The following is an 18,545-nucleotide window of genomic DNA, read 5'->3' on the forward strand; positions in this document are numbered from 1 at the left end:
CTGCTAAGACTCAATAAGCTGGCTCCAACCGGGTATCCTCGGGGATGTCATGCTTGATTGCAGGAATGGTATAGAGCGACACGAACGCCGCCGCAGCCTTCGCCATCCCGGCCATGCGGTTCAACGACCCCCCCAGGCCACCCGACACTTTACCCTTGGCAATCTGCCGGTTCGCCACTTCGAGCCGGTCCAGCCCCTTGCGCCAACGCGGATGATCAATGTCGAGCGTGATCGGAAAGACCTGCTTGGAAATTTCGGACGTCTTGCGGAACACCTCCTGCCCATACCACGTCGTATCGACGCCAAGCGCCTCGTGGAAGGCAGGCCGCTGATGATCGCGCACCCACATTGTCGAATAAACCGCCGTCAGGAAGAACTTGATCCACAGCTTATTGCCGCCCGACGTTAGCTTGGGATCGGTTTTCATCAGCAAAGCAAAGGCTTCGCCATGGCTGAACTCGTCGTTGCACCATTCCTTGAACCATTTGAAGATCGGGTGGAAGCGGTGCTCAGGATGCGCCTCAAGATGGCGGAAGATCGTGATGTAACGGGCATAGCCGATCTTCTCGCTCAGATAGGTCGCGTAATAGATGAACTTGGGGCGGAAATAGGTGTACTTCTTCTGCTGCGTCAGAAAGCCGAGGTTCACAGCGATTCCGGCTTCGCGCAGCGCATCGTTGATAAAACCCGCATGCCGCGCCTCGTCCCGCGCCATCAGCTGAAAGAGGGTCGTAATGTCGCTGTTTGACCCGCGCCGCTTCATCTCTTTGTACAGGACGCAGCCTGAAAACTCGGCCGTGCAGGATGAGATCAGGAAGTCGATGAATTCGCGCTTCAATTCCGGATCCATGCCGTCCCAATCGACCTGATCCCAGTCCTCGTTTTTCTTGAAGTGACCCTTGTTCGGATCCGAGGTCATCCGAGCGATCAACGCATCCCAGTCCTCGCGAACCGGGGTCACGTCGATCGCATCCATCTCGTCGAAATCGGTCGTGTAGAACCGCGGCGTCAGCAGCGTGTTCTGCATCGCGACTTCGGTTGCCGTCTTGCTATCGACGGGCATCGCCATGTTATCGGCAGCGAGACCTTCCTCGGCGGTCGCGGCATCGGCAGAGTGCTTCTTGGCCTGGACATTCATGACATCACCTCTTCGGAGAAGCTGAATTCGCACAATTCCATGAACTCGAAATCACCCGTCGCGCGCGTCCAAAGCCGTTCGAGCTTGGATGCCCGCGTGATCGTGGCCTGGCGCTTCTCCTCGATGACCTCGCCGTAGGGCGCCATGATCTCGGCGCCGTGGACCTGAACGCTGTCACCGGGATGCACGACGGCACCATTGTCGAACCGCACATGCGCCGACAGTTCCTCGAAGCGGTGGCTGACCGTTACGGTACAGGGGGCCGTCTCCTTCTCTCTCGTCAGTAGTCCCATCAGGTTCCCTCCTCTGATGTTGCGATCCAAGACGACGGTGGCTGGCCGCCGCCTTGATGTCAGTCAATCAACCGCTGGAATGCGGCTACGTTGTCTTTTCCGTATCCGATCAGCTCGACCGAAAAGTCGGTCGCGTCGTCGATCACGGAAACATGCCCGTTCTCGAGCAATGCCACCCGGACCGGAGCATCCGGATCCGCATCGTTGAGCATCCGCTTGCGGTCGAGCATCCGCCACATGACGCTGATGAACCCGTTACGGCTTTCGTCCGAGCGGGCAATTTCCACACCATCGGTATTAAAGACGGTGACCTTCCCGTTTCGGTCTCCCTTCATCAGGATTGTGACATCTTTAACGATGGCGCTTCCGGCAAGAACCCCGACTTTTGGTCGGTCTGTCAATGTGGCGAAGGTGACCATCGCAAGCGACAGGGCCATCACGGAGAACATTGCAAAGACAAGGATCCGGGGGACCATCTCCTTGTCGCGAAGACGCATCTGGCTTTCAAGATTGCTCATATCCGTTACTCCGCCGCGATCTGCTGAATGTCTGCGACCCGTTCGATCTGTGGCTCGGACAGCCGGGTTTCGGCGGCCTCGGCAAAGATCTCAGCGACCCGCGCGGCATTCGGAACGCAGCGCAATGCGGGCTCGGTCTTGCGCATCCGCCATGGTTTGAGATGCGGCCAGCACAGAATGTAGCTGAACCGCGTCTCACCGATCAGCTCGAAGGCGATAGTGCCATGGCCCGACTTGCGCTTGTCGAGCTCCGCATTGGCGATCTGCGTATAGGGCAGGTTCAGCGTCATTGTCAGCGCCGCTCCAATCCGCATCGCGACCCGCTTGTTGGTCAGTGTGTAGACCGTCGCTTTCGCTTGAATGAGGGCGATCAGCATCAGCACCGAACAGGCGACCGCGCCAATTACGAGAAATGGAATGGCATGGGCCATTGCGAGGCCAAACGGTTCGGTGGTGGAGGACACACCCACCCGCCAAACCGCCAGCAGCGCAAAATACCCAGCGACCCAGTAGAGCCCGAGCGCCTCGCGGGCGAGCCGCCATGGCGAGGGTGCACCTTGCCAGAGGATCACCTCCCCGGGAGGCAACGCCTCGGGTAGTCCCCTTACGGGTTCGAACTTGAAATCGTCGTGGTTCATCGCGGGCTCCCTCCTCGCGATTGGGCCGGGCGGCTGGCGAGGCCGCCCCGCAGGTTTCCCTTAGAACTGCGCTTCGAGACGCTTGGGCGAGGCATAGAGCGTGCCGCCCGCATACCAGGCCATGATCTTTTCCTCTTCGAGCTTGGTGATCTCGCGGTCCGACTTGATCTGCGGAATCCCCTCGAAGTTGTGCTCGTAGAGCGACCGGATCTTCACCCGGTCGGACTTGATCCGGCACATATGGATCGGGGCAAGCCGGGTGCGCCCGGTCCCCTCAGGATTGAGGTCGATGGTCAGGAACCGCACCATCTGCTCGGGTACGTCGACCCACAGATCGACAACGCGGCCCACGACCTCTCCGTCACCAGCCTGAACGGGCAGGCCGCGCGGATCGCGCCCGGCGCTGATGCCGAATTCGCTTTCGACCATCGACAGCGGCTGGATCTTCGGATGCCCGTGACCATCCAGCTCCGGTAGGTCCTCGCGCGGCGCCCAAGCCGCTGGTCCGACACCGTCGACCATCGGATCTCCGGTCGGCACAAAGGGCGAACCCGCTGCGTGGGATGTTCGGGCAAGCGCCACATCGCGGCTTTCGGGGGCCATCGTCGGCACCGTCAGCTCGCCGCGCCCGTGAGGCAATTTGAACGTCTTGGGCTTGGGCAGCGGAAAGGGTCCCTGATTGGGCGCGAGGTTCCCCTCGTCATCTTCCAGTGGATAGCCTTCGCGCATATTCTCGACCTGCAAGTAGTAGATCAGCCCGGCAAAGAAGATCCAGAAGAGCCAGATCGCGGCGCTTGCCAGATCGAAGTTTCCGAAAAATTCCGTTCCAACCATTTGGGTGTCCTCCGTTGGTCAGGTGGGGAAGTCGGCAAGCCCGAAAGAGCCCTCCGCCTGCCCGGTCAGCATCCGGCGCCGCACCAGCGGCCCCAAAGCAATGAGTGTGATGAAAAGCAGCCCGATCTCGAGGTGATAGACCGCCGAGTATCCTGTTGCGGGAGTGGCCAGAGCCTCTCCGAACTGTCCGTTCGCCGTCAGAAGCGTGACGAGATCCCGGATCGCGCCGCCTAGGAAAATCGACAGACCCGCCGCCGTTGCCTGCGCCGCGCCCCAGGCGCCAAGGGCAAGCCCGCGCCCGGCATGTCCTTGGACCGGCAAGGCCATGGCCGCTGTCAGGGTCGACACCGCAAAAAGCCCTCCGCCAAATCCGATGAGCAGCGCACCGACAAAGAACATCGGCGGCGACCCAATGGGCGCCGAAAATATAACCAGCGTGAAGGCAAGTAGCCCAACCAGGATCCCGCCTCCCGCCAGCCGGTGTGCATCCCGCCCCAACGCCAGTCGATTGGCCGCGAGCGCGAAGCCGCCCAGTGCCCCGCAGGCCCAGGCCGCCGTCAGGAGCGTCGTTGCAGAGACCGACAGGCCGAGGATCTCTCCTCCATAGGGCTCCAGCAGAACATCCTGCATGTTAAACGCCATCGTTCCCAGAAAGATCACGACCAGCAGCCGCATCGTGTCGCCCTGCGCGAACTCCTTCCATACCAGCCCGAAGTCGGGCCGAGGAACCTCGCGCTCGGCCTTTGTCATCGGAGCCATTCGCTCCTGCTTCCACAATGCGATGACATTCAGAACGATCGTGACAACCGCGGTCCCTTGCACAACCTGCACCAGCCGCAGCTGGCTGAAATTCTGGAGAAGCCCCCCGACGATCAGGGCCGAGACGCCCATCCCGACAAGGAACATCACGTAAAGCAGGGCCACGACCTTGGGCCGCGTCTCCTCAGTCGCCCGGTCCGCCGCCAGCGCCAGCCCGGCGGTCTGGGTCATATGCATGCCAATCCCGGTCAGCAGGAAAGCGAGCGCCGCGCCGACCTCTCCGGCCCAGCTTGGCCCCGTGGCTTGCGACCCGGATAGGACAAGCAGCCCCATCGGCATGATCGCAAGGCCGCCGAACTGCCACAGCGATCCGAACCAAAGATACGGGATCCGTTTCCATCCGATCGCGCTGCGATAGGTGTCCGACCGGAACCCCAGCACGGCGCGGAAGGGTGCGACAAGGACGGGGATCGCGATCATCGTTGCGACCACGATGGCCGACACGCTCAACTCGACAATCATCACGCGATTGAGCGTGCCCAGAAGCATCACCGCTGCCATGCCAACAGAGACCTGGAACAGCGACAGACGCAATAGCTGCGCCATCGGCAGATCTGGAGAGGCTGCATCCGAGAACGGCAGCATCCTCAACCCCATCTGCTTAATGGCGCCCTTCATCATGGTGCGACCTCAAGGGCGGTGGAGATGTAAAAGCCCGAGGAGATCCGGTCGATTTCGCGCAGAGGCGCCGCTACTTTCGCGCGGCGCAAGGCCGATGAGATCCCGGCGGCCGTCTGCGGCACCATAGCCGGCGCACGGTCGCTGCGCGGGAAGAGTTTCCCGATCCGCCACATCGTCATCAGAAGCGGTGTCCGGGGCGCGGCGGTAAAGAGGAGCCCGCGCTCTAGACGCGGCAGGATCCGCCCCATCATGGCCGCCAGATCGTCGGCGGAATAGTAGATCATGCTGTCCATCGCGACGGCACGGTCAAACCGCCCAAGCGCCGGATCGGTCATGTCGCCGGAGGTAAAGGTGATCCGGCGCGCCAGACCCTTCGGGCATCGCGCCTCGGCAATCTTCACCAGCTCGGGAGACAGGTCGACGGCCACGACATCCGCCCCGCGCGCTGCAAGCTCGAAGGAAAGCGCCCCTGTTCCGCATCCGGCATCGAGGATCCGCCGTCCGCTCAGGTCCGGACCAAGCTGAGATAACAGCACCTCCCGCATCCGGTCCCGCCCCGCCCGCACGGTCGCACGAATACCTGAGACGGGTGCATCTGATGTCAGCTGTTCCCACACCCGCGTCGCCGTCCGGTCGAAATAGTGTTCGACCCGGTCCCGCGTCTCGCCGTATCCGGGGGCCAGAGGTCCCGGATCAAGCCCGGGACGGCGCGGAGACAGGACACTCATCAATCGAATCCCAGCAGTTCGAAGATCTCGCGGTCCGGAAGAGGCGCGGGTGCCAGGGGATCCGTGCCGTTCCAAAGCGTTTGGGCCAGCCGCACATATTCCTCGCGCACCGCAAGGATGTCGTCGTCAGCCTCCATCTCGAAGAGCGTCTTCTTCTTGAGCCGCGATCGCCGGATGGCATCCAGATCGGGCATATGCGCGATCCGATTGAACCCTACCGTCTTGCAGTAGCGGTCCACCTCATCCGTATCCTTGGACCGGTTCGCGACGCAGCCGGCCAGCCGCACCTTGTAGTTGCTCGCCTTGGCCTGCACCGCGGCGATGATCCGGTTCATTGCATAGATGCTGTCAAAATCATTGGCCGTCACGATCAGCGCCCGGTCGGCATGCTGCAGCGGCGCCGCGAAGCCGCCGCAGACCACGTCGCCCAGCACATCGAAGATCACGACATCGGTGTCCTCCAGCAGATGATGCTGCTTGAGAAGCTTTACGGTCTGGCCCACGACATAACCGCCACATCCTGTGCCTGCGGGGGGACCGCCGGCTTCCACGCACATCACGCCGCCCCAGCCTTCATGGACAAAATCCTCGGGCCGTAGCTCCTCGGCGTGGAAATCGACCTCCTTAAGGGTGTCAATCACCGTCGGCACCAGAGATCCGGTCAGCGTGAACGTGCTGTCATGCTTGGGATCGCAGCCGATCTGCAGCACCCGCTTGCCCATGGTTGAGAAGGCCGCGGACAGGTTCGACGAGGTCGTCGATTTCCCGATTCCCCCTTTTCCATAAACCGAAAAGACCTTGGCCCCCTCAATCTTGGCAGAGGCGTCCTGATGCACCTGCACAGATCCTTCCCCGTCCTGACCCCGCAGAACCGGAGGGCTTTTGATATCGAGCGGGCTCATAGGGCCCTCCTTTCAGTGGGGCACAGCCGCCCCTCTTCATCTGGCCAAAAATACTCAAAACGGCGCGGCGCAGCCGCGCCCTCCGCCCGCCGCAGGCGCGGCAGGATTTTCAGTCCTGCCTTCTTCACGCGACGCCCTCCATCCGGTCTTCGATCGCATCCGCCGCATCCTGAAGCGCGGCCAGTGTGTCCGCGTCCGGTGCCCAGTAGTCTCGATCCGACGCTTCCAGCAGACGGTTCGCCATCCGCATCGAGGCTTGCGGATTGAGCTGGCTCAACCGCTCGCGCATTGCCTCATCCAGAACGAATGTCTCCGACAGCCTTTGATAGATCCAAGGCTCGACCTGACCGGTCGTCGCCGACCAGCCCACGGTGTTAGTGATATGCGCCTCGATCTGGCGCACGCCCTCATGACCATGCTTGAGTAAAGGCTCGTAGAAACGTGGGTTCAGGGAACGCGACCGGGTCTCGAGTGCGACCTGATCGGCCAGGGTTCGCACCTTGGCGCCGCCTCGCGTCTGATCCCCGATGTAGACCGGCGTGTCGGCCCCGCCCTTGGCCCGCTTCACGGCGCGTGCAATTCCCCCCAGCGTGTCGAAGTAGTGATCGACCGTCGTCACCCCAAGCTCCACGCTTTCAAGGTTCTGATAGGCCAAATCCACATCCTTTAGCGTGGCTTGCAGAAGCTCGGGATTGGCAGTGGCCTTCCCATCGACCCCGTAGGCGAAGCTCTTTCTGGCCTCATAGGCATCGGCCAGTTCGTCCTCGTCCCCGAAGGCCGAGCTGTCGACCAACTGGTTGACGTTCGAGCCATAGGCGCCTTCCGCATTCGAAAAGACCCGCAAGGCTGCGTCGGCCAGGGAACAACCCGTCCGCTTGGAATAGGCCCGCGCATGGGTCGCGACGAAGTTCATCTCATCCGGCTCATCCGCGCTTGCCGCTTTGAAAGCAGCTTCGGCCAGCATCTTGGTTTGCAATGGCAGCAGATCCCGGAAGATGCCCGACAGGGTCATAATCACGTCGATCCGGGGCCGCCCAAGCCGCTCCAGGGGAACCACATCCGCGCCACAAAGCCGTCCGTACGCATCAAAGCGCGGCTCCGCTCCGAGAAGGGCGAGCGCCTGAGCAATCGGCCCGCCGTCACTCTTGATATTATCCGACCCCCAGAGCACGAGCGCGACCGTTCTCGGCAGGCTTTCGTGGGTCTCGAGCAGCGCCTTCGCCTGTTTGGCTCCGTCTGCCATGGCGAAGGCAGTCGGCATGCGGAAGGGATCGAAGGCATGAATATTGCGCCCGGTCGGCAGAATCTCGGGATTGCGAATAAGATCGCCCCCCGGCACCGGCTTGATGAACCGACCTGACAGGGCCCGCATCAGGGCAGGCAACTCGGTCTCGTCGGCCAGATGCGCTTCGGCTTTCTGCAGCGCTTCTTCGGAATGCCCTTGCATCAGCGATAAAGCATCGGCGCGCGCGGCCGCGCTCATCGGACGGCCGACCACGTGAAGGCCATCCGTAATCAACGCATCCTCGGTTTCCAGCAACACCAGCCAAAGCCGCTCTGGATCGCGTCCGTTCAGATCGACAGCGACCGCCTGATCGCGGATCAGCGCCTCAAGCTCCGACCGATCCTCGCCTGCCGGGGCCTCGCGCCAGCGCCGTAAGCTGTCCTTCAGCTCGGCCAGCCCCTTATAAAGCCCTGCCTGCGCAAGCGGAGGCGTCAGATGTGTGATTGTCACCGCGTTCGAGCGCCGCTTGGCCAGGGTCGCCTCGGAGGGATTGTTGGCCGCATAAAGATAGACGTTCGGCAGCCCGCCGATCAGCCGATCAGGCCAATCGGCTCCAGAAAGCCCTGCCTGTTTACCCGGCATAAATTCGAGCGCGCCGTGCATTCCGAAATGCAGGACCACATCGGCACCAAGCTCTTCCTTCAGCCACAGATAGTAGGCAGAGAAAGCATGCGTGGGCGCGAACCCGCCCTCAAAGAGCAGCCGCATCGGGTCGCCCTCATAGCCGAAGGCTGGCTGCACTCCGACGAAGACCTTCCCGAACTGCGCGCCCAGAACGAAGACACCGCGACCGTCTGCCTGATGCCGTCCCGGCGCCGGACCCCAGACCGCTTCGATCTCGTCCAGCCAAGGCGTTCCCGCGACGATCCGATCGGCCGTCACGTGAGCCGCGACATTTGCCTGCTGCCCGAACCGGGAGGCGTTACCCTCCAGCATTGCTGCGCGAAGCGCATCGACGCTTTCCGGTGGTTCGAGGTCATAGCCCTCAGCAGCCATGCGGTGCAGCGTATTGAAGAGGCTTTCGAAGACGCTCAAATACGCTGCTGTCCCGACAGCGCCCGCATTCGGCGGGAACCCGAAAAGCGTGATCGCAACGGTCTTCTCGGCATTTGCCTTGCGCCGCAGATGAGCTAGCCGCACGGTCTTGTTCACCAGGGCTTCGATCCGTTCGGGGCAAGGAGCCATCGCCTTGCTTTGAGGCACCGCGCGGCATCGCCGCTTGCAGCCATCGCATCCGTCAACGCCATGCCGTCCGGCAAAGACGGATGGATTTGTCGCGCCGTCGATCTCGGGCAGGGCAACCAGCATTGTCGTCTCGACCGGCCCCAGACCCTGCTTGCTTTCGGACCATTGCCGGAGCGTCTGGAACTCTAGCGGCTGTGCGCTGACATAAGGCACATCGAGCGCGGCCAGCACATCGACCGCAGCGTCGCTGTCATTGTAGGCGGGCCCGCCCACGAGGCTGAACCCTGTCAACGAGACCAGCGCGTCGACGTCCTGCATATAGGTTTCGATCGCGGGGCGCCCGTCGAGCCCTCCGGCGAAGGCGGCCCGCACCGAACATCCTGCCGCTTCGAAAGCGCGGATAACCGCGTCGTAATGCGCCTTGTCCGAGGCCAGGATGTAGGACCGCAGCATCAGCAGACCCACGGTCGGACCGTCTTTTCGCGGCAGATCGGCAAGGTCGGTAGTGATGTGATGGCCAGGAAGGTCAGGGTGATAGAGCCCCAGCTCTGGATAATCGATCGGGTCAGCTGCCGCGGCACCGTGCCATTCCGCACGATCCGCGTAGCGCGAGATAAGGAAGCGCACCATCTCGCGGATATTATCGTCTGAGCCGCCGAGCCAGTATTGCATCGATAGGAACCATGCACGCAGGTCCTGTGCCTTACCCGGGATAAGCCGCAGAATCTTGGGCAAGCGGCGGAGCATCCGCATCTGGCTCGCGCCGCTCGATGCGCTCTTGGTCTTTGGCTTGAGCTTCTTCAGCAGAGCCATCGCGCCCGAGGCGGGCTTGGACATGTCCAGATCGCCCATCTTGGTGAGCTGAACGATCTGCGGATCCGCGATCAGACCGACCACGGCATCGCAATGCGGGCGACGCTCGATGAGGTCGGGGAGAATTGCCTGAATATGCTCCTCGAGGAACAGCAGGTTGGCGATGATGATATCCGCCTGCGCTACCGCGTCCTTCGTCGCGGTCAGGGCCTCCGGATGCTCGCCCCATTCCGCAGCCGGGAAGACGTTGATCTCGAGCCCCGGAAAATCGGCGACAAGATCCTGTATGGCCCGCGCAGCGGGGCCTGCGGAGTGGGCATCGAGCGTGATCACGCAGATGCGGTAGGGGCGGATCATTTCATCGCGCATAATGGGCCTTCGCTTCGTAGAGCGTGTCGCGGCTGATCTCGGTCAGACCCCGTTCAACCGCGAAGGCCTCAGTATTGCGCCGCGCCTTGCCACGTACGAAGAAGGGGACTTTTTTCAGCTCCCGTTCGGCATCCTCGAGCCATTCCAGAACGGGCCCGTCCAACGACCCCATCGAGGGGTCGCCAGCCGGCATCGGCGTTGCCGATGCGCGCCCCGAATCCGAGGATTGCGGCCGGGCGGATCCGTGCCCGTGATGTGACGGACCGGCTGCATCGTGGAACTCGAAATCCTCGCGGAACATCGTAAGAAGATGCTCTTCGAGCCCCATGACAAGGGGATGCACCCAAGTATCGAAGAGGACGTTCGCGCCTTCGATCCCCATGACCGGAGAATAGCGGGCGGGGAAATCCTGGACATGGACGGGGGCCGAAATCACGGCACAGGGAATGCCAAGCCGCTTACCGATATGACGCTCCATCTGGGTGCCGAGTATCATCTCCGGCGCCAGGCGTTCTATCTCGGCCTCGACCTCAAGATAGTCGTCAGTAATCAGAGCGGGAACGTCGTAATCTTTCGCCGCAGCCCGGACGGCGCGCGCCAATTCACGGTTGTAACAGCCCATCCCGGCCACTTCGAACCCCATTTCGTCGCGGGCAACCCGCGCCGCTGCAATGACATGGCTGCCATCGCCGAACAGGAAAACGCGCTTGCCTGTCAGGTAGGTTGAGTCCACGGACCGCGACCACCAGGGCATCCGCAGGTTGGTCTCGTCGAGAACCAGCTCCCGCCCGAGGATCTCTGCGATCTCAGCAACAAAATCACGGGTTGCGCCGACGCCCATCGGAACAGTCTTTGTGAAGGGCTGACCATGGGTCCGCTCGAGCCAGCGCGCGGCCGCTTCGCCGGTTTCAGGATAAAGCAAGACGTTAAACGCCGCCTTGGGCAAACGCGCGATATCTGTTGGTGTCGCGCCCAATGGTGCGACAATATTGACCGTGACGCCAAGGCTCTCGAGCAGTTTGCGGATTTCGGTGACATCATCGCGATGCCGGAACCCCATCGCGGTCGGTCCGAGAATATTGCAGGTCATCGGAACCTGCTCGGCAGGCCGCGTGAGATGCCGGACGATCTGGAAGAAGGTTTCGTCCGCCCCAAAGTTTTCCTTGCGCTGATAGGACGGAAGCTCGAGCGGGATGACGGGGCAGGGCAACCCCATCGTCTCGGCCAAACCTCCGGGATCGTCCTGGATCAATTCCGCTGTGCAGGAGGCGCCGACAATCATCGCTTCAGGCTGAAAGCGCTCATAAGCTGCTTGCGCTGCATCCTTGAAGAGCGTGGCGGTGTCCGACCCCAGATCGCGGGCCTGGAAGGTTGTGTAGGTTACCGGCGGGCGGTGATCGCGCCGCTCGATCATGGTGAAGAGCAGGTCCGCATAGGTGTCGCCCTGCGGTGCATGCAGAACGTAGTGCAGACCCGTCATCGCCGTCGCGACACGCATGGCTCCGACATGGGGCGGGCCCTCATATGTCCAGACCGAGAGCTTCATGATACCGGCTGGGGGCTGTCTGCCCCCAGACCCCCGAGAGTATTTTTTGCCAGATGAAGACGCGCCTTGCGGTTCAGGGGACGGGCGAAGAGCGATGCCAGATCGCCGGCCTGTTCATAGAAATGGACCGGCGTGAACACGAGTTCGATGGCCCATTTTGTCGTCAGCCCTTCGGCTTCGAGCGGATTGGCAAGGCCAAGGCCGCATACCGTCAGATCAGGACGTGCCTTGCGCACCCGGTCGAGCTGCCGTTCAACGTCCTGCCCTTCGGAGATCTGTGGTCCTGCGGGAAGCAGATCTAGATCCGGTCCGACAATAGCGTCATGAATGAAGGGAGAGCCGACCTCGACCGCGTCCATGCCGCATTCGCGGGTGAGAAACCGCGCGAGCGGCACCTCAAGCTGACTGTCGGGCATGAAGAATACGCTTTTGCCCTTTAGCGGCTCGGAAGCCTGGGCAATCGCCTTTCGCGCCCGGGCACGCGGCGCGGATATCACAGCCTCGAACCGCTCTTGACTGACGCCGAATTCTCTGGCGATTGCAGCGAGCCACGCGGTTGTACCTTCATCACCAAACGGCATCGGCGCTTCGATATGGCGGGCGCCGCGGCGGATCAGGGCGGCATGGGTATCGCCTAAGAAGGGCTGGGTGAGAGCGAAGACGGTATTCGGTCCCACGCTAGGATCGAGATCGGCGCAACGGGCAGGCAAGGTGCGCACAGGGCCAATCCCCAAAGCCTCAAGTAGCTCGAGCATCTGATCCTCGACGACATCAGGCAATGCACCTGCCACCAAAAGCTCCCGCGCTTCGGTTTCGGGCAGGACAGGCACCATGGAGGCCAGGCAGGCATCCTCACCCTGAGTGAAGGTCGTCTCGATCCCAGAACCCGAAAAGTTTAGCACCCTTACGCGCGGTGCGTGGATCTCGGTGAGGCGTTCAGCCGCACGCGCTAGGTCCAACTTGATCACTTCAGACGGACAGGAGCCGACAAGGAAGAGCTGCCGGATGTCAGGCCGACGTGACAGGAGACGGGCGACCTCGCGGTCAAGCTCCTCATGGGCATCGGCCAGACCGGCCAGATCTGTCTCCTCGAGAATCGCCGTTCCGAACCGCGGCTCTGCAAAGATCATGACCCCGGCTGCGGACTGAAGCAGATGGGCGCAGGTACGGGAGCCGACGACCAGGAAGAACGCGTCCTGCATCTTGCGGTGCAGCCAGACGATGCCGGTGAGGCCGCAGAAGACTTCCCTTTGTCCCCGCTCCTTGAGCACGGGCGCGTTTCTGCATCCGGCGGATGGGGGAGGCGCGAGATCTGTCATGCAGATGCCGCGAGCCGGGCGGTGCGCAGTTTCCAGACAAATTGCGCGGCGTTGACAACGTAGATGGCATAGGCGGCGAGCGCGATGAAAAGCAGTGCATCGGCGCTCGCCCAACCACTGAAAAGTCCAATGACATATAGGGTATGGAGGGCAATCACGCCAAAGCTGACAACGTCTTCCCAGAAAAAGGCGGGTGCAAAGAGGTACTGCCCGAAGACAACCTTTTCCCAAATCGCTCCGGTGATCATGATCGTATAAAGAACCGCTGTCTTGAGCAGGATGGACCCGGTTGCCAGTGCATAGCCTTCGCCGGTTGCGAGAGTTCTGAGCACCAACCCAAGCGAGATCAGAAAGACGGCGAACTGAAGCGGGGCCAGTACCCCTTGGACGGTTGTCCAGACGGTCGCGTCACGACGCGCCCTCTCCTGCGGAGTGTATAGCGGTCGAGCAATCGGTCTGGACAGCGAGGAAGGAGTCGGATCTGCCAACATGAAAAAAGGATACGTGTCGCTCTGCAAAAGTGTCAACTTAGATTTACACTTGCTCAGAGTTTTCAATCAGCGTGCTGGATTGAGAATCACGCAAGGAAAATTGGCATGTTTCGGTTGTGCACCCAATTGGCTTGGCTCAGATGTCAATTGTCTTTGACATAGACAGGTCATCGGGGAACAATGGACGCCAGATGGAGACTCAGCCCTCGTGGACTTGACTGCGGATGCTGAGCCTTCGCGGAGATCCATCATGTCGAACTTCTCCAAGTCGGATGCCGCACCTGCCTCGGATGAAGAGAGCGGCGGGGTTGCCCGCCTTGCCAACCAGGCGCTTTCAGTCCTCGCATCCCGCAAAGGAGGGACCTTGCCTGCCCTCCATGATCATTACATCGGTCAGCTGACGGACGCTGCGAAGGCAACAGACCCGAGCGATGTGATGACCATCCGTGATCGTATGCTCGCCGACGGGATCGAGCCGATCGATATCTCTGATGTCTATATTCCCGCAGCCGCACGTTTGCTTGGCGAGGCATGGTGTTCAGACGAGGCGAGTTTTGCGACGGTGACGATCGGTGCCTCACGTCTTCAGGGTCTCTTGCGAACTCTCGGGACAGAGTGGTCCAGTAGCGATCTATCCAGAAGCGACGCACCTGCCTCTTTGATCCTTCTTGCGAAGGAGGCCTATCACACGCTGGGTGCGGTTATTCTTGCCGGTCAATTGCGCCGGCGCGGACTGGCCGTTCGGCTTATCATTGGCCTGGAATTGGAAGAGCTGGAACGCCTTCTGGAAGCTGCCCGATACGATGTCGTGATGATATCCGCTTCGACAAGCGAACGGCTTGAGCCTCTGAGTACGCTGGTCCATAAAATAAAGAAGCGAGCCAATCCGCCACCTGTAGTTATCGGCGGGACGGTTCTGGAACAAAAGGTCGACGTGAAGACTTTGACGGGCGCGGACTGTGCCACGAGCGATTTGGATGAGGCACTAAAATATTGCGGCCTGACGGACTACCTAGCAAAACCGGCGCATCAGGCCGGACAACGTTAGATGCGACGCCTGACCTCTCTGATGGCGCAGCACGCATGACGTCGCGCGGCGCCAAATATTGGTCAAGCGGATCGATCCCCCTGATAGGTCCCGATATCCTCGGGGACATCATTGCGGCTGTTGCCGATATCGCTCTCGTCATATCGGAAAACGGCGCAATTCTTTCCGTTCTCGTCGATGCCGAAAAGACGGATTTGTCTACCCTCGATCATTGGGAGGGGGAGAATATGCGCTCTCTTCTCACAGTCGAGAGCGTTCCGAAATTCGAGGACCGTCTTGCGGAGTTTCTCGACGATCCTGCTGTTTCGCGATCCGTTGAACTCAACCATCTGGATCAAAAGAGCGAATGGGAATTCCCAATCCGCTACAGCTTCCACAGAATCGGGCCGGACGGTGCGATCCTGATGCTGGGCCGGGACCTTCGTCTTGTTTCGGAGCTTCAACAGCAGCTCGTGAAAACTCAAATTGCGCTTGAGATGGATTACGAGTCTCAACGCGACACCGATACCCGTTACCGGGCGCTCATGTCCGCAACGCGGGACGCCGCGGTCTATGTGTCTATGTCGAAGGGGCGCATCGTCGACGCCAATGCGCCAGCGCTCAAACGGCTTGGCTTATCAAGAGAATCTGTACCCGGAACAAGCTTCCTGCAGGTGTTTGACCCTGCCCGGCGTGACGGACTTCTCGATGAGCTGGCCGATGTAGCCTTGTCCGGCGATCAGCGCACCGTTTCGGTGGCTCTGGCGAAAACAGGCCGGGAAGTTCTCCTCGTTCCGAAAGTGTTCCGGACCGCCGGGGAAAAGATGATCCTGTGCCGCATCGATTTGGATGATGATGTCGCCAATGAAGGAGATCCGACCTCGGATCGGGCGGCGGCGCTCTACGAGACCGGGATCGAGGCGATGCTCTTCGTCGACAAGTTCGGATCGATCCTGTCTGCGAACGATGCATTCCTCGGCCTGACCGGTTTTGCACATGGGCTTTCGGTCAAAGGACGACCGTTGTCCGATTTTCTTAGCAGGGGGAGTATCGACCTCAAAATCCTGCTTGATAATGCTAAGCGGTCCGGACATATGAAGATGTATGCGACCCGTTTGAAAGGGGCGTTTGACGCGGAATGCGCCGTCGAGATCTCCGCAAGCATTCTTGATCAAATGGCCGAGCCTGTTGTCGGTATGATCCTGCGGGATGCTTCCCGGAACGATGCGGTTCGAGCGCCTCAACGCAATGAAACCGACTCTCGATCCATTCGGGATCTGATGGGGTCTGCCACACTGCGGGATATCGTTGCTGAGACAACCGACGTTGTCGAGAAGATGTGCATCGAAACGGCGGTTGAACTGACCGGAAACAATCGTGTAGCCGCTGCAGAAATGCTCGGGCTTTCGAGGCAGTCCCTTTATGTGAAGCTTCGGAAATACGGCCTTTTGAACAAAGGCGGCGATACCTAGCCGAAGCGTTCTTTTAGTATCTCGATAAGCCGATCACCGATCGTCGGGTCGATCTCAAACCCCGGACCTTTAGGATCCTGGCGCAAAGCGTTTTGGAAGTCGTCTAGCGAGATCGTATCGAATAACGTTCTACCCACTCCACCGCAATAGTCCGCGAACTTGAAATGATGATCCTTATGGCTTTCCAGATCGAGCCAGACACATGGTATGTTATAGCTGTCAGCAACGATAAGTCCGTGAAGGCTAGATGATATGATACCTTCGCAAGCGGAAATAGTTTTCACGACACGGACGTGATCCCAAGTGGGATCAATCAGAATTGCATCATCAATCGCTGAAACTGGATCTTTGACATAGCTCTTGTTTCGATGAGTGAAGTGCGGAACTACGCCCCAGCGATACATCTTGCTGAAGGCTGGCTTGATATAGCGCGACACAAGAATACCCGGATCACCGAGCGGTACGTCGGGATCCCCGTCAATCAGCTTTCTGGTACGGGGGCCACGGACAGCGCCTAAAGTAAGGATTGAGGGTATTTTTTTGGACTGGTTCTTTAGAAGACCACTTCCCCAAATAAAAAGGTGATCTGTCCTTCCAGATCGCTTGGCCTCACTACTCGTTTGGGCCAGCACACTCCCAACCGAGACGACATCTGCATCTGCGACATCGGACATCTCAACGGACCGTTCAAGGATCTCGCCGACCAAAAATGGACCAAGCTCATCCCCAAAATTAAGCCCTGTTCCGCCCCGTCTGAACCAATTGACCTTCAAGGGAACAGGAGACTTAAAACGATCAAAGCCGTATTCCCGTCTGTCCAGATCCACGAAGGATTTATTCGCTTTTTCCCTAAACTGCTTTCCTGCACCTTTTTGCTTGAGGCGCTCCAGACCTTCATCGAAGGAGTCTCTCGCAGATCTCGGGAACCCATGCTCGACTAGAAAAGAGTGAACCTGCTCTCGGTGCGCATCGAACTGTTCGAGGTCAAAGAAAAATACCGGCTCCTGATGATGCGCGTTTTGATACGCATTCAGAGATACGACCGGGTCGTCGACAAAACCCAACGAGATCAGATCGGACAGGATCTCGGATCTAGACTGTCCCTTTGTAGAACTAAGCGCATCAAGATGATCCATCTCATTCTTCTCGATCAGAACATCAGAGTAGCCCGACCGAATGGCGCCACTACTCCTCGTGAAAACGACCGTCGCATCACTGGAAACGCCCCAGCTGTTCTTTATCTCGGCTTTCTTGTATTTGCCAAATAACCGAAAGACCGTCTGTTCGTGGGCGTCACGGAATCTCGCCTGCTTGATTGCTTCGATTATTGAAGATACGCTCTTGCGAGAGAAGTTGTGCTCGTGAACAAAGTAATCGCCAGTCTCCTTTGATAAAGCCTTAAAAGTATTAAACACTTTCTTCGCAACGGGTAGATCACTTGTCGTGATGTTAATGAAAGACAACTGGAAGCTATTATCCAATAGACCTTCCAGCTCTGCCAGTCCGGGATCTTTCGGGGAAAGATCCTTTACGATGTGCTTGGCTCGTTCAATATCAGCCTCAGATAGCGATTTATCAGTGCTTCGTTTCAAGATATCTCGAAGCTCGCTCGCACCCGGCTTGGAAAGTACGCCTTCCAAGCGAATATGTTGTCGCTTTACTGCGCTGTCATGGAGTTCGCGCAGCTCTGCGTCTGATTTGAGATCGTCTAGAACGGCCTTCATCGCTACAATATTGTTGCTGTCAAAGCCAAGATCGGTGTTGGTATTCTGATCGGCGTGGCTCCAATAGCCTATCCCATGCCGGTTCGAATTCATCATTCCATCGCCGCGAAAAATCTTCAGCATGTATTCGTCAAGGCTCTTACACATGAAATGAGCGATCTCGGCGTAGTCTCTGCCACCTCGGCCTTTACTATTGTTCCAAGTCAGCGTGTCGACGTTGATCGCTTCGCCGCTTCCATTGACCCAGTTTTGTTGGGATAGATCCTTTATCGGTACGCCGTTCTTAGTAAGCGAACGCGGATAATGAATCCCGATATGGAGCCCCTGAGGATCTTTGAATAGCGTCTTTACCCCTTCCTTGCTTTTAGGAGCAGAGCAATGCTTAAACTTCTCGGTGACCAGCTCTTCGCTTAACTCAACTTGCCCTGACGAGCCGAACAAGCGCCAAGAGATGACCAACGCATCCCAACCCTCGCTGTCCATAAGCTGAGTGAGATCGTCTATCTTGTTATCGCCAACTTTCGGGATGAGAAACTCGTCTGCGTCTAGGACAAGGACGAAATCAGCTTCCTTTACCAGCGGATGTGCGTTCGCGAGGCCCATAGCTGCGGAATGCGGCTTTTTGTGCGGAGGGACGATGTTCTCCAGGTAAGTACAATAGTCTAGGTTATCGAGTCGCTTTAAAATCTGATCCGTTCCATCCGTGCAATCATTTGCAAGGATCAGGATATCGTTGAAGCCGAGAGCATGATGATAGGCAACCCATTCCAACACATAAGGAGCCTCATCCTTCATCGAGGTAACGAGAGTCGTCTTCGCAGTA

At 59.4% G+C, this 18,545-nt stretch carries 15 protein-coding genes; 2 read left to right on the forward strand and 13 right to left on the reverse strand.

Going from position 1 to position 18,545, the window contains the following annotated elements:
- Positions 1 to 10: 10 nt before the first annotated feature.
- The 12 genes from acsF to bchF all read right to left on the reverse strand — a co-directional run bounded on the left by acsF (position 11) and on the right by bchF (position 13,499).
- Positions 11 to 1,138 carry a magnesium-protoporphyrin IX monomethyl ester (oxidative) cyclase gene (gene acsF, locus AAD018_RS01910; protein ID WP_367313822.1) on the reverse strand — a complete coding sequence of 376 codons (1,128 nt, stop codon included), beginning with the start codon at positions 1,136 to 1,138 and terminating at the stop codon, positions 11 to 13.
- Positions 1,135 to 1,431, reverse strand: coding sequence for a hypothetical protein (locus tag AAD018_RS01915; RefSeq protein ID WP_367313821.1), 297 nt, complete (start codon positions 1,429 to 1,431; stop codon positions 1,135 to 1,137). The genes acsF and AAD018_RS01915 overlap by 4 nt, the downstream gene beginning before the upstream one ends.
- 59 nt (positions 1,432 to 1,490) lie before the next feature.
- A complete protein-coding gene (gene puhC, locus AAD018_RS01920; RefSeq protein WP_367313820.1) occupies positions 1,491 to 1,949 on the reverse strand; it encodes a photosynthetic complex assembly protein PuhC in 459 nt (152 codons plus the stop codon).
- 5 nt (positions 1,950 to 1,954) lie between these two features.
- Complete coding sequence (puhB, locus tag AAD018_RS01925) at positions 1,955 to 2,587, reverse strand: photosynthetic complex putative assembly protein PuhB (protein WP_367313819.1); 633 nt, start codon at positions 2,585 to 2,587, stop codon at positions 1,955 to 1,957.
- 60 nt (positions 2,588 to 2,647) lie between these two features.
- A complete protein-coding gene (gene puhA, locus AAD018_RS01930; RefSeq protein WP_367313818.1) occupies positions 2,648 to 3,421 on the reverse strand; it encodes a photosynthetic reaction center subunit H in 774 nt (257 codons plus the stop codon).
- 18 nt (positions 3,422 to 3,439) lie between these two features.
- Positions 3,440 to 4,858 (reverse strand): PucC family protein, encoded by a 1,419-nt coding sequence (locus tag AAD018_RS01935; protein WP_412005164.1) that lies wholly within the window; start codon positions 4,856 to 4,858, stop codon positions 3,440 to 3,442.
- Complete coding sequence (bchM, locus tag AAD018_RS01940; RefSeq protein ID WP_367313816.1) at positions 4,858 to 5,589, reverse strand: magnesium protoporphyrin IX methyltransferase; 732 nt, start codon at positions 5,587 to 5,589, stop codon at positions 4,858 to 4,860. Before bchM ends, AAD018_RS01935 begins: the two co-directional genes overlap by 1 nt.
- Positions 5,589 to 6,491, reverse strand: coding sequence for a ferredoxin:protochlorophyllide reductase (ATP-dependent) iron-sulfur ATP-binding protein (gene bchL, locus AAD018_RS01945; protein ID WP_367313815.1), 903 nt, complete (start codon positions 6,489 to 6,491; stop codon positions 5,589 to 5,591). The genes bchM and bchL overlap by 1 nt, the downstream gene beginning before the upstream one ends.
- 124 nt (positions 6,492 to 6,615) lie before the next feature.
- Positions 6,616 to 10,143 (reverse strand): magnesium chelatase subunit H, encoded by a 3,528-nt coding sequence (locus AAD018_RS01950; protein ID WP_367313814.1) that lies wholly within the window; start codon positions 10,141 to 10,143, stop codon positions 6,616 to 6,618.
- Positions 10,133 to 11,689, reverse strand: a complete 1,557-nt coding sequence (gene bchB, locus AAD018_RS01955; protein ID WP_367313813.1) for a ferredoxin:protochlorophyllide reductase (ATP-dependent) subunit B — start codon at positions 11,687 to 11,689, stop codon at positions 10,133 to 10,135. Before bchB ends, AAD018_RS01950 begins: the two co-directional genes overlap by 11 nt.
- Positions 11,686 to 13,008, reverse strand: coding sequence for a ferredoxin:protochlorophyllide reductase (ATP-dependent) subunit N (locus AAD018_RS01960; RefSeq protein ID WP_367313812.1), 1,323 nt, complete (start codon positions 13,006 to 13,008; stop codon positions 11,686 to 11,688). Before AAD018_RS01960 ends, bchB begins: the two co-directional genes overlap by 4 nt.
- Positions 13,005 to 13,499, reverse strand: a complete 495-nt coding sequence (gene bchF / locus AAD018_RS01965; RefSeq protein WP_367314222.1) for a 2-vinyl bacteriochlorophyllide hydratase — start codon at positions 13,497 to 13,499, stop codon at positions 13,005 to 13,007. Before bchF ends, AAD018_RS01960 begins: the two co-directional genes overlap by 4 nt.
- A gap of 250 nt (positions 13,500 to 13,749) precedes the next feature.
- Between bchF and AAD018_RS01970 the strand changes: the two genes are divergently transcribed.
- Complete coding sequence (locus tag AAD018_RS01970; RefSeq protein ID WP_367313811.1) at positions 13,750 to 14,547, forward strand: cobalamin B12-binding domain-containing protein; 798 nt, start codon at positions 13,750 to 13,752, stop codon at positions 14,545 to 14,547.
- Positions 14,548 to 14,582: 35 nt separating this feature from the next.
- The gene (gene ppsR, locus AAD018_RS01975; RefSeq protein WP_367313810.1) at positions 14,583 to 15,998 is read left to right on the forward strand and encodes a transcriptional regulator PpsR; all 1,416 of its coding nucleotides are present in this window, start codon (positions 14,583 to 14,585) and stop codon (positions 15,996 to 15,998) included.
- Here ppsR and AAD018_RS01980 read toward each other — a convergent pair.
- On the reverse strand, positions 15,995 to 18,517 hold the full coding sequence (locus tag AAD018_RS01980) for a glycosyltransferase family 2 protein (protein ID WP_412005165.1): 2,523 nt from the start codon (positions 18,515 to 18,517) through the stop codon (positions 15,995 to 15,997). The genes ppsR and AAD018_RS01980 overlap by 4 nt on opposite strands.
- Positions 18,518 to 18,545 lie beyond the last annotated feature (28 nt).

Origin of the sequence: Aestuariibius insulae (assembly GCF_040783535.2) — a bacterium.
GTDB lineage: Bacteria > Pseudomonadota > Alphaproteobacteria > Rhodobacterales > Rhodobacteraceae > Aestuariibius > Aestuariibius insulae.

Excerpts from the sequence above, each read along its gene's own strand:
- acsF (WP_367313822.1), bottom strand. The coding sequence starts at position 1,138 with ATGAATGTCCAGGCCAAGAAGCACTCTGCCGATGCCGCGACCGCCGAG.
- AAD018_RS01915 (WP_367313821.1), bottom strand. The coding sequence starts at position 1,431 with ATGGGACTACTGACGAGAGAGAAGGAGACGGCCCCCTGTACCGTAACG.
- puhC (WP_367313820.1), bottom strand. The coding sequence starts at position 1,949 with ATGAGCAATCTTGAAAGCCAGATGCGTCTTCGCGACAAGGAGATGGTC.
- puhB (WP_367313819.1), bottom strand. The coding sequence starts at position 2,587 with ATGAACCACGACGATTTCAAGTTCGAACCCGTAAGGGGACTACCCGAG.
- puhA (WP_367313818.1), bottom strand. The coding sequence starts at position 3,421 with ATGGTTGGAACGGAATTTTTCGGAAACTTCGATCTGGCAAGCGCCGCG.
- AAD018_RS01935 (WP_412005164.1), bottom strand. The coding sequence starts at position 4,858 with ATGAAGGGCGCCATTAAGCAGATGGGGTTGAGGATGCTGCCGTTCTCG.
- bchM (WP_367313816.1), bottom strand. The coding sequence starts at position 5,589 with ATGAGTGTCCTGTCTCCGCGCCGTCCCGGGCTTGATCCGGGACCTCTG.
- bchL (WP_367313815.1), bottom strand. The coding sequence starts at position 6,491 with ATGAGCCCGCTCGATATCAAAAGCCCTCCGGTTCTGCGGGGTCAGGAC.
- AAD018_RS01950 (WP_367313814.1), bottom strand. The coding sequence starts at position 10,143 with ATGCGCGATGAAATGATCCGCCCCTACCGCATCTGCGTGATCACGCTC.
- bchB (WP_367313813.1), bottom strand. The coding sequence starts at position 11,689 with ATGAAGCTCTCGGTCTGGACATATGAGGGCCCGCCCCATGTCGGAGCC.
- AAD018_RS01960 (WP_367313812.1), bottom strand. The coding sequence starts at position 13,008 with ATGACAGATCTCGCGCCTCCCCCATCCGCCGGATGCAGAAACGCGCCC.
- bchF (WP_367314222.1), bottom strand. The coding sequence starts at position 13,499 with ATGTTGGCAGATCCGACTCCTTCCTCGCTGTCCAGACCGATTGCTCGA.
- AAD018_RS01970 (WP_367313811.1), top strand. The coding sequence starts at position 13,750 with ATGTCGAACTTCTCCAAGTCGGATGCCGCACCTGCCTCGGATGAAGAG.
- ppsR (WP_367313810.1), top strand. The coding sequence starts at position 14,583 with ATGACGTCGCGCGGCGCCAAATATTGGTCAAGCGGATCGATCCCCCTG.
- AAD018_RS01980 (WP_412005165.1), bottom strand. The coding sequence starts at position 18,517 with ATGAAGGATGAGGCTCCTTATGTGTTGGAATGGGTTGCCTATCATCAT.